Source organism: Phocaeicola sp. (assembly GCF_048170425.1).
GTDB lineage: Bacteria > Bacteroidota > Bacteroidia > Bacteroidales > Bacteroidaceae > Phocaeicola.
Genome location: NZ_DBEXBB010000154.1, coordinates 16,252 through 27,613 on the forward strand (window position 1 = coordinate 16,252; position 11,362 = coordinate 27,613).

Sequence of the window (11,362 nt, forward strand, 5' to 3'; positions counted from 1 at the left end):
TTATTTGAATTTATATCCTCTGAAAGTACCTTTTAGTTCCGGTCCGATATAGAAACCTGGTTGAGTGGGTTGGTTGTAAGCCACGTTCTGTGTAGCGATACTGATTCGATATACGGGATCTTCCAGGAAAGTGTGGAAGCGATATTCAGTAGGAATGGTGGTTACATACAAGCGGAGAGACTTGTTGTCTTCCGTACGGACCAGCACTTCTTCTCTCCAGTCACCGATAAGGTCGCCCTGAAGTGAGGGGTTGGATTTCGTGCCATTGTTAAATGCGCATCCTTCAAATGTAAAGATGGTATTGCAGCGTTTGTTTTTCCAGTCGTATTTGCTTACTTTTCCTTTGTCAAGCAGTTCACGAAGCAGGTCGCCATCCCACCATACAGCCATGTTGTAAGATAGTCCGGGCACTTTTTCTGCCACCACTTCCCCTTTGATGTTGCGAATGCCTCCTGAGGCCGGTGACCACATTTCCACACCAGGGCTGGTCGGGTCTATTTCGGCAGCCATACAACGCCCTACATCTGTTTTGTCTGGGTATTGAAACAAGACCTTTCCTGTTTTTGCATCACGGAATGAAGAACCGTCTTTCCGGTTTTCATGGCAGGCCCATACTTGCAGGCTGGCAGAAGCCGGATCAAATTGGGTGAGGTGCATGGCATCTCCGTGCCCCATTTCAGTGGAATAAAGCCCTTTCCCGTCGTGGTCGAATGTACAGGAGCCATATACAATTTCATCACATCCATCTTGATCTACATCTCCCACACGGAGGTTATGATTTCCTTGTCCGGCATATTTCTCACACCCCGGATTGTTACTGTCGAATGCCCAGCGTTGTTTCAATTCTTTTCCATTCCAGTCGAATGCAGCCAGTACGGTGCGTGTGTAATATCCACGGCACATGACTACGCTAGGATGAATCCCATCCAGGTAAGCGATACACGCCAGGAAACGATCGCTACGGTTGGCGCGTTCATCTCCCCAACCTTTTAAATCGCCGCGTGGCGGGATATAGTCAATGGTTTGCATGGCTTCGCCGGTCAGTCCGTTGAAGACAGTCAGATATTCATTTCCTGTCAGAATACGTCCTTGGTTACGAAGAGGATCGGTGGGCTTTCCTTTCCCTCTCGGATCGTTGGGAGGAAAATCTCCGCCTTTAGGCTGGTTCGGATTTCCCGGCTCGCGATAGTCGGCTGTGGCATCTCCAATCACTTTTCCTTTTCCATCAATGGTACCGTCTGAGGTCTTCATTACAATTTCTGCTTTTCCGTCTCCGTCCAGGTCATATACCATAAACTGGGTGTAGTGAGCACCGGCGCGTATGTTCTTTCCCATATCAATGCGCCATAGTTTTTCTCCGGTCAGGCGGTAGCAGTCGAAATATACGTTTCCTGTGTAGCCATCGTGTGCATTGTCGTGTGCGTTAGAAGGGTCCCATTTCAGGATAATTTCATAGTTCCCATCTCCATCTACATCGCCAATGGAAGCATCGTTGGGGCTGTAGCTGTATTTTTCTCCAGCAGGTGTGACACCGTCTGCGGGTTTGTCCAGTGGAATGTCAATGTATCCTGAAGGAGCATTTACTGGAAGGGTATAGCTCCCTTCATTTGAAGTCTCTTTTCCATTGACCACAGGTTTTACCGTATAGACCGCTTTCTGGTTTCCTGCATAATTGTCTGTATAAAAAGTTCCTGTTCCAGCTGGAACTTGTGCAATCTTTTTTCCGTTCCGATATACATTGAATGCAGTTTCTGTCGGGTCGGAAGAAAGATATCTCCATGAAACAGCTACTTTTTGTGCATTCTCTCTGACGGCGACAACTCCTCTTCCGAGTTTTTCTCGCTGTAGTTTACTGAAATCATAATTCGTTTGTGCGGAGCTGAGTACTCCCAGGCTGCAGGCAGCCAATGCCATGAGCCATTTCCTTTGTGTCTTCATTTTATGTAATATTTGATTATTGATTTATTGTGATTGAAACATCTTCTCCATTCTCCCGAATATCTGTATAGCGAATGTTTTCTACATCTTTGGTTACGAATAAAGGGCGTCCATCCGGTTTCTCATAATAGAAATTGATGTGGTGAAACGAGATATTCTTAGCATGTGAAATGTAGAAGCCTTTTGCCGGAATAGTACCGAACATCCACGGTTCAGGGTAAATCTTTTCTTGTTCCGGAACTTCTCTTTTTCCATCTTCTTCTGCGTATCCTCCTTTATAATACAAGTGAATATGGTCGAAGGTAACATCTTCTATAATCCCATTAGGGATACCGCTGATGATAGATGAATAGCGGGAATCCACATCGTATGCATTGATGTGACTGATACGGATGCGTTTCATGCTTCCGGCTGGAGTTCCTTCGGGGCTTCGCATACGGGCTCCCAGACGGAGAAAGATACCTGCATTGACAATGTGTCGCATGGTGATATGGCTGATTTCGATGTCTTCCAGATGTCCTCCGTCTACTGTTTCCAAAGCCAGTCCCCTGCAATGCTCAAAAATACAGTTGGTTACTGTAATGTTTTTGAATCCTCCGCTAGATTCTGTACCCAGTTTGATACGTCCGGTACGGTAGCCGTGGTCCGGAGCCTGAGGCTCATCCAGCTCCCAGGTAGCGCTGAGCGTGGTTCCGCGATCGTATCCGCTGACAAAGCAGTCAGAGATGGTTACATTTTCCGTATCTTTGAAATATCCTAGTGCATAAGATGATTTTAGTACAATGGCATCATCCCATGGGGTATTGACGCTGCATCGACTGATACGCACATTTTTGCAACAGTCGATGTCAAATCCGTCACGGTTGGTATCTACTTTCAGGTTATCGATGGTCAAGTTGTCTACTCCTGTAGCCAGTAGAGCAAAATGGCCACAGCGGAACATGGACAAATCTTTCAGTGTGACATTCTTGCATTCTTTCAGACTGATGGCTTTATTGCCTACTCCGTCGCGCCGGCTTTCCTCGCGTGTCAATCCTTTTCCGTCAATCTTTCCGGAACCACTGATGGTAATATCTTTCAGGTTAATTCCCCAGATAAGGGAATTTTTCCAGTGGCTGTGTCCGAAGTCTTGATAGCTGTTATGGGGATTAGGCTCTGCCTTGTCGTATCCCTTTTCGGACGTAGGGAAAGCAGCCACAATTGTTGCGCCTTGTTCCAGATACAGATGAATTTGGCTGGCAAGTCGGATAGAGTAACAGGCATACTTTCCAGCGGGAATATATATTGTTCCACCTCCTTCACGGGCGGCTTGAATGATGGTTTGATTGATAGCTTCAGAGTCAATGTGCTGTCCATCACCTACGGCTCCAAAATCTTTTACGTTATAGATTTTTGCTTGTAGCATGTTTGTACAGAAAGACAAAATCCACAAGCAAGTGATAATGGTCTTATTCATGGCTGCTGTTTTTCTTTGTGAAACAATTCAGGTAACATGTAGTCGGCATAATCGGCTTTTGCATTTTGCTTGTATGCGCAGAAGTATAGTTTTTCTCCCTTTCGGATAAGGCAGGTTGCTGCCAGTACAGGGGCATCTGTTTTTTTTCCGGATGTGAAAAGCTCTAATGGAGTATGTTGTTTATGTCCATCTGACAAACGGATAGAAGAAGCTGGAGGGACAATGAGATTGGTTACCTTTAGTTGCATAACTTTCCCATGATAGATTGTAACCTGTGTACCTTCTACATTGAATACGTTGTCTTTACAATATTGAGGTTGGATGTATGTTTCCGGAGTGATTGCATCACATCCTCCAAAAGCCCATCCCAGAGTAATGTCTTCTGTCTTATTCTCGATTTCCAGAATGAATCCTTTGGTATCACTTAATGAATAGCAATGGATATTCAGATGTTCTTGTTTTGCATCCAGCCATCGGCTTGAGTCATTTTCAATAATACCCAGCCTGAGTGTGCCTGATGCATCGGGCATAGAGAAAGAAAGAGCTTTGTCTTGTGCAGAAATCCCCCCCAAAATGCTCCATAAAAAAATTCCAGTCACAAATGATTTCAGTGAATTCATAGCTTTTGATAAAATGTAATCCTTGTTTCAGCAAAGTTACGCATCTTGAATTGAAAGAAGCATGGATTATTATACATGTTCCTCGATTATCATACACTTTCCTGAAAAAAATGAGCTATCATGCAGGTTGATTGTGATTTCCTTCTACCTTTGTAAAGGTAATACATTTCAAAACTAATACTTGAATACGATGAAAAGACGTTTGCTTGCAATGGTATGCGGGTGCTTGTTCTGTGGGGGAATGTTTGCTCAGCATACCTGGTTTAATGACAAAGATTTGACTTTGACAGGAGCTTATTATTATCCGGAACATTGGGATGAGAGTCAATGGGAACGCGACTTGAAACAGATGCATGAACTGGGGTTTGAATTTACTCATTTTGCCGAGTTTGCCTGGGCACAGCTTGAACCTCAGGAAGGGGTGTATGATTTTGCCTGGTTGGATCGGGCAATTGCTCTGGCAGACAAATACGATTTGAAAGTCGTGATGTGTACTTCCACCGCTACTCCTCCAGTGTGGTTAAGCCGTAAATATCCGGAAATTTTGCTGAAGTCTGAAGAGGGTATCGTGCAAGACCATGGGGCACGTCAGCATGCTTCTTTTGCCTCTCCTGTTTACCGGAAACTAGCCTATCGTATGATTGAAGAGCTGGCCCGTCATTATGGAAAGGACTCGCGTATCATTGGCTGGCAGCTGGATAATGAGCCTACTGTACAATTTGACTATAATCAAGCAGCAGAAGAAGCTTTCAGGGATTTTTTAAAAGAGAAATACCATCACAATATTCAGGAACTGAATGCGGCATGGGGAACTGCTTTCTGGAGTGAAGTTTATTCGCGTTTTGAAGAAATCACATTACCTAAAACTGCTCAGATGTTTATGAATCATCATCAGATTTTGGATTATCGTCGGTTTGCAGCCAAGCAGACCAATGATTTTCTGAATGAACAATGCCGGTTAATCAAGAAATACGCCAAGAACCAGTGGGTGACTACCAATTATATTCCAGATTACGATAAAGGACATATTGGAGGTAGTAAGGACCTGGATTTTGTCAGCTATACCCGCTATATGGTATATGGTGACAATGAAGGTATCGGTCGTAGAGGATACCGTGTAGGAAATCCTTTACGGATTGCCATGGCAAATGACTTTTTCCGGCCGGTAGATGGTACTTACGGGGTAATGGAGTTACAGCCGGGACAGGTAAACTGGGGAAGCATCAATCCTCAACCTCTGCCGGGAGCTGTCCGTTTGTGGTTATGGAGTGTGTTTGCTGGAGGTTCTGATTTTATCTGTACATATCGCTATCGTCAGCCCTTGTATGGAACCGAACAGTATCATTATGGAATTGTGGGAACTGATGGGGTGACTGTTACGCCAGGCGGACGGGAATATGAACAGTTCATGAAAGAAATTCGTTCTTTGAGGAAAGAATATCGCCCAAAGGAAGATAAACCAGAAGCCTATCTGAAACGGAAGACGGCTATTTTGTGGAATCCGGAAAACTATTGGAGCATTGACCGTCAGAAACAGAATGTAACGTGGAACACTTTTGCTCATGTAGATAAATATTATCGTACTCTTAAATCTTATGCCGCTCCTGTAGATTTTATTTCTGAAGAGAAAGATTTCTCACAATATCCGGTGATGATAGTTCCGGCATATCAGTTGGCCGATAAAGAACTGGTGGCAAGATGGAAAAAATATGTGGAAGAAGGAGGAAATCTGGTGCTGACTTGCCGTACCGCACAGAAAGATCGTTTTGGGCGTTTGCCGGAGGCTCCTTTTGGTTCAATGATTGATGAGTTGACCGGAAACCACATGGAATTTTATGATTTGTTGTTGCCTCAAAATCCAGGACAAGTAAAGATGGATGGAAAAGTCTATACCTGGAATACTTGGGGAGAGATTTTGAACCCCGGTGCTTCCAATGAAGTATGGGCTACCTATACGAATGAATTTTACGAAGGAAAACCTGTAGTTACTTTCCGTAAATCAGGAAAGGGGTCTGTGACTTATATTGGAGTAGACAGTTCAGACGGGGCTTTGGAGCGTCAGGTTTTGGATAAGTTGTATAGTCGTCTGCAAATTGAAGTAATGAATTTACCTTACGGTGTGACAATGGAATATCGTAACGGATTAGGTATAGTGCTAAACTATAGTGACCAGCCTTATCAGTTTGCACTTCCTCAAAGAGCAAAAGTGTTGATTGGTACTCCTAATATTGCTACAGCTGGTGTATTGGTATTCAAATTTTAGAAGAGAAAAATATAGGATGTAAAAAACGGCTTTAAATGATGTTTTCCTGTCATTTAAAGCCGTTTTTTATTATCTATTAATGTGGTGTTGTTACTGCGGAATTACCTCCTGCATATAAATCGCATCCAGACTCCACAAAGCAGCATCATTGGTGCTGATTGTCTTACATTCATCCATAGTTGCCGGAACTTCTGGAGGAAGCACTTTTTCTATCTTGAATTCCGGTGCCGGAGTATGTTCCAGTTTGCTCCATAAATCCTTCCAGGCCTCTGCAGCTGTTTTCGGGTCATACAGATGGGATGCAGCGTATGCCATCAGTCTGCAAACCCGGAAACGATTATGCGTAATTTCGAGTGCTTTTTGTTTGTAGTCACGTGCATGTTCCAGCCATACTTTGTTGAATTCTGGAATCTGAATCATTTCCTGCATTTCATTCATTATTTCAAAGCCTCCCATAATAGTCATCAGGTGATTGGTATTTTGTTTATTGGGGTCTCCCTCATAACTGATAACTCCAGTTGCCGGGTCATATCCTAAGGCCATATTTCCGGTGAACAATCCATTTTTCAGGGCTGCAATGCTCTTCATGCCTGTGATAATCTTGTCGCGGTACTTCGTATTTTGCGTACGTTCCCATTCAGTCATCCAGTTACCAGCGTAGGCCAGCCAGTCGGGGCCGATGCGTAATCGGGCAGGTGCGCTGCATGGGAACTGGCTCTTCGGCTCAGCCAGACGCATCGGGTCGAGTGTGTACAGCTTTTGGTCGGCATCGGTTACTTCTTTCATTAAGTCGCCGGCTCTTTCATCTGTAGTCAGGTAATAATAGAAACGATTCCAGGCTGCCTGACTGATACGAGCTTCTTTTGCACCACATCCCCAGTGACTGACATTGTGACGGCTTCCTAAACCTGCATTGGGACCGATGTGATATACATCCACTTCTGCTGTATGACGTGTGATGGCTTCTGCCATTTTCCAGATGTCCTGCCGACCTGTTCGCAGGAAATTATACCATAACCACATGTTAGATGCCAGTTCGGTGTTATCCCATGCATATCCGCCTACATCGTATCTCCAAGAGTGACGTATAGGGTCGTAGGCATGCATTAAGTCACCATAGTTCCAGAAGCCATACCATTTATGTTGGGCTATGGCATTCTGATATAAATCGATATAATCATTCAAACGGTCTTCTACCTTGCTGCGTTGCGGATTACTTCGATCAGGTAATGACCAGATTCCAAAAGCCCGGCAGGCATGGAGATATTCCGGTGTACACATCAGAGGAGCTGCTTCTGATAAAATCTGTGCTGTTTCTGCGATGCCAGCTTTACCCGGATAAGCAGCTTGTGGAACAAGTGTCAGTGTGTGAGTACGGGCAATACCGTAAGGGGTACTCATTCCTTCTTGTACGTCTTCATAGCTTGCTATCAAGTCGTGTGCTACTTTGTCATAGTGTCTTAAATCCATAGCTTCAGCTTCCGGGCTCCATAACCAGACAATCAGTGAAGCTTCCTGGCTGCGTGCATGCTGTATTTCCAGTGTAGAAGGATAGGCCTGCCAGAAATCCTGCAGGGCAACTCCCATTCCTCCACTGACATCACCGGCAAAAGCATATCCTCCGGCTTGTGTGCCAGTAAACGTACCAATCCAGGGATTATCTTCTGTGGCACGTTTGCGAATGCTGAAAGAATTGTCCGTAAGTTGAGAAAGGCGGAAATTATCCCATGCCGCCCAATTGTCAATCAGACTTCTGTTTTTTGCATCAAATCTCTGGTATTCAGGGATGCGTTTTCCTTCCATTTGTTGTTTTTGCCAGCTCTGGTCTTTGTCGAGTGTCAGGATTCTTCTTCCCACCAGCGGTTTAACCGGTTCACTCCAGACACCTCCGCCGGCACAGGCAAAGGCAACATGACGGTTGTATAAATCCTCTCTCATTGGGACTTGGAACCGTACTCCTAGTGAGCGGATAAAATCTTTGTTTTGGTCTCCGTCATAAATGAAAGAATGTACCATCTTGATTTGCTCGTTTCCTGCGTAAAAATACATGCGTAGAGTGAACGGAAGCCACTCACGTCCGTCTTTTCCCTGTTGCACACCTTCCAGCTTGATGGTGGTACGTATTTTTCCTTGCTGTTCAATTACGGCATTTTTGATGAGGCTTTTGAAAGACTGATAATGTATCTCAGTAGCGTTCTCTCGTGATGGAGAATCTTGTGTGCTGGCAATTAAATCTGCACTTCCACCTACTTTCACATTTCCATACAGAAGACTGTCGAGAATACAAGCTCCAGATTTAGGGATAAAAGCGGTAATTCTTCCAGTTGCTACAGTCAGTTGGTTATCGGACTCTGTGACATGGATTTTTTCTGTAGTGGTTGTTCCCGTCTTTTTGGAGGAAGGTATCACTTTTACCGAACGGGTATTTCCGGGAATAACGGCAGCCATGCCGGCCCACTTTACAGAGCCATCAGGCCAATATGCTGTAGTCCAAGTGTCCGCTTCTACCAACTCTCCATTTTCAGTTTGTATACACAATGGGGTACCAGATTTTATTTCTCCTTGTTTGAACGGAACTCCAAAACTGATAGGACGTGTTTGCTCTGGAACCTTTCCAATCCAGTGTAAAGGAGCTTCGGTAGCTTTTTCTTTCTCAATGGAGTACTTGAAATTAGTAATACGGGTTCGGGACAGTGTGGTACGGAAACCGAACCAGCCGGAAGTCAATGGTGACGGGTCATAAAAGTCGACAAGTAATTTCCCGTCTATGTAATAACGTACTCTGTTGTCTGTATTTTGAATCTTAATGTGATACCATTTATTGGCAGTCAACAGATTGTCTTGGTTTTTGTATTCCTTCAAGATTGCAGGACGCACCTTTTCATCTGTGACTCCAGCTTCATTGCCGTCATAACGGCGGAAACGAGTCGTAGAATTGTAATTGCCCCCATATCCCAGATAATACAGTTGAAGACTGTAGCAATTTACAAAAACTCCGTTTCTCCATTTCATGCGTTTCCAGATGTCAGAAGCTTTCGGGTCGGAAGCCATCCAGAAGCAGTTTAAGTCGCTTAGTCTGTCACCAGGTTTTCCTTCTACTGCCACACAGGCATCGTATTCAATGGTGACGTTGCCCGACATTTTTTCTTTTCTCCACAAAGTCAGTCCTTTAGGAGATAAAATTTCACAGGTATCTCCTGAAAAGGAAACTTTATAGTCAGGAGATTCAGATTCCACCTTCCAGTATTTACTGAAATGGCCTTTGTCCAGTCCGGATGTTGTTCCAGATTGTGCATTCATCGTAAAAGGACTATACATCAGAAGTCCTATTAACCACAGTTTCTTCATAGTCTTATTGGAAAAAATAATCATATTACAAAGTTCGTAAAAGCTTATGTATTGAGGGCTGGAGAATTGTACATGTTGCTGTAAATTTGTACAAAAAAGAGACGCTTCTCTTTTTTGAAAAGCGCCTCTTTAAATTGTATGAAAAAATAAGGTTTTGGTTAATAGCCAGGATTCTGCAAGGCATCTTTTTGCTCTTGGCTCAGAGGTGAGCCATCTTCATTTACCCGACCCTCGATAAATGATTGTGGAATAGGACGTAGCAAATGATGTTCATCTAGTGTTCCGGATTTAGCCACTTCTTTATTGAAAGCATAAGCACGTGGAATTAATAGTTTGGTACGTGCTAGGTCTTCCCAGCGTACCCATTCACCGTCCAGTTCACGTGTACGTTCATTCATAATGAAATTAAGCATACGTTCGTAATCACTTGAACAATTGTAACCTTTTACTCCATTTAGTTTAGATAGAACCAATTCATCTTCTTCAGGTAACTGTGTGTAACTGGATATTTGTAAATCTGTTGCTTGAGAGAAATCGCTAACCCCGGTTGATAAAATATATGTATTGGTTTTACTATAAGCTTGATATTTTTCTTTGTATTGATCATACTGAACATTATTCTCAAAAGCCTGGTTGCCATCTGTGTGACGAGTACGGTCTTCACCAGCTTTGTAAGCAGCACGTGCACGAAGAATATTAACCACATCAATAGCTTCTTGATATTTGCCTTGACGAACTAATGCTTCGGCTTTTAATAAATAAGTTTCGCCAACACGAGCCAATACGCCATCACGGCTACTATAGTCGTTCTTTTCGTCATCACGTGTGCCATCTTCCGTTTTGCACAATCCGCAGAACACATTATCTGGATAGGTATTCCATTGTCCATCTTTAGTATAGTGTAATATAGCGTTAGGTACATCCTTTCCATTATATTGGAATGTAGAATTTTTTACTGTACCAAATTTATATTGACTCCATTCGTTAGGGTAATGAATGTTATTACCTTTTACTCCATTAGGAATAAACATGATGACAGGATCTCCAGCGTTGGGCACAACATATTTGCTACCATCAGGTTTTGAAAATGTGGCGCTCTCGCCTAAATTACGGTTAGCATTAAATATGGTACGGAATGATTTCCAAAAGCGGGAATCGTTTATTTTGTCAAAACACATATAGTTATATTCTGTTGGGCGACAACGTTGAAAATCAAGTCCAACCCACTGCCCACGCTGTATCCAGTCACCGAATACACCATTTGAGAATTGTGGATTAAAGTTGCTGTAAATACGATTTCCAAAACGACCGTCAGCAGCTGCATCCTTATTGAACTGTGCTACTAGCAACCATTCTGAAAGTGTTTCGGTGTCACAATCTGTACCTGTCCAATTCCAAAGATCTCGATAATCGCCGGCCAGTTTGTGATGACTTCCTATTATATCATCGCAAAGTGTAATGATATTCGTTAAATCTTCGGTCTTGTAAGCTGCATTCCATGAATCATTTCGTTCTGAAACACGTAGCATTAATGCTTTTGCTAAATAATGGGCAGCCGCATATTTGTCCCAACCTAGTTTACCACGATAGGTTTCTATACTTTTTTCAGGAAGTAGAGTATAAGCTTGCTGAAGGTCATCGATTGCTTGTTTTAGGCATTCTTCTTCACTGCTGCGGATAAATGATCGCACTACACCTTCTGTTGGTTCAGTAATTAAAACTACAGAGCCGTATTGG

At 43.4% G+C, this 11,362-nt stretch carries 6 protein-coding genes; 1 reads left to right on the forward strand and 5 read right to left on the reverse strand.

Annotated elements, in window-relative coordinates; genetic code table 11:
- From ACMJ0U_RS05895 to ACMJ0U_RS05905, 3 genes are read right to left on the reverse strand one after another with little or no spacing between them, the layout of a single operon-like run.
- A complete protein-coding gene (locus tag ACMJ0U_RS05895; protein WP_417128817.1) occupies positions 1–1,938 on the reverse strand; it encodes a rhamnogalacturonan lyase in 1,938 nt (645 codons plus the stop codon).
- Positions 1,939–1,954: 16 nt separating this feature from the next.
- The gene (locus ACMJ0U_RS05900) at positions 1,955–3,394 is read right to left on the reverse strand and encodes a glycoside hydrolase family 28 protein (protein WP_417128818.1); all 1,440 of its coding nucleotides are present in this window, start codon (positions 3,392–3,394) and stop codon (positions 1,955–1,957) included.
- Entirely contained in the window at positions 3,391–4,014 is a 624-nt protein-coding gene (locus ACMJ0U_RS05905; RefSeq protein ID WP_417128820.1) for a DUF4450 domain-containing protein, read from the reverse strand. Before ACMJ0U_RS05905 ends, ACMJ0U_RS05900 begins: the two co-directional genes overlap by 4 nt.
- A gap of 211 nt (positions 4,015–4,225) precedes the next feature.
- On the opposite strand from ACMJ0U_RS05905, the gene ACMJ0U_RS05910 reads away from it, so the two are divergent.
- Entirely contained in the window at positions 4,226–6,277 is a 2,052-nt protein-coding gene (locus ACMJ0U_RS05910) for a beta-galactosidase (protein WP_417128827.1), read from the forward strand.
- Between the two features lie 90 nt (positions 6,278–6,367).
- Here ACMJ0U_RS05910 and ACMJ0U_RS05915 read toward each other — a convergent pair whose 3' ends face one another.
- Together ACMJ0U_RS05915 and ACMJ0U_RS05920 are read right to left on the reverse strand one after the other, a co-directional pair.
- The gene (locus tag ACMJ0U_RS05915) at positions 6,368–9,625 is read right to left on the reverse strand and encodes a DUF6250 domain-containing protein (protein ID WP_417128822.1); all 3,258 of its coding nucleotides are present in this window, start codon (positions 9,623–9,625) and stop codon (positions 6,368–6,370) included.
- A 158-nt stretch (positions 9,626–9,783) separates the two neighbouring features.
- Positions 9,784–11,362 (reverse strand): RagB/SusD family nutrient uptake outer membrane protein (locus ACMJ0U_RS05920; RefSeq protein ID WP_417128824.1); only part of this gene is annotated, 1,579 nt, incomplete at its 5' end.

Excerpts from the sequence above, each read along its gene's own strand:
- ACMJ0U_RS05915 (WP_417128822.1), bottom strand. The coding sequence starts at position 9,625 with ATGAAGAAACTGTGGTTAATAGGACTTCTGATGTATAGTCCTTTTACG.
- ACMJ0U_RS05910 (WP_417128827.1), top strand. The coding sequence starts at position 4,226 with ATGGTATGCGGGTGCTTGTTCTGTGGGGGAATGTTTGCTCAGCATACC.
- ACMJ0U_RS05900 (WP_417128818.1), bottom strand. The coding sequence starts at position 3,394 with ATGAATAAGACCATTATCACTTGCTTGTGGATTTTGTCTTTCTGTACA.
- ACMJ0U_RS05895 (WP_417128817.1), bottom strand. The coding sequence starts at position 1,938 with ATGAAGACACAAAGGAAATGGCTCATGGCATTGGCTGCCTGCAGCCTG.
- ACMJ0U_RS05905 (WP_417128820.1), bottom strand. The coding sequence starts at position 4,014 with ATGAATTCACTGAAATCATTTGTGACTGGAATTTTTTTATGGAGCATT.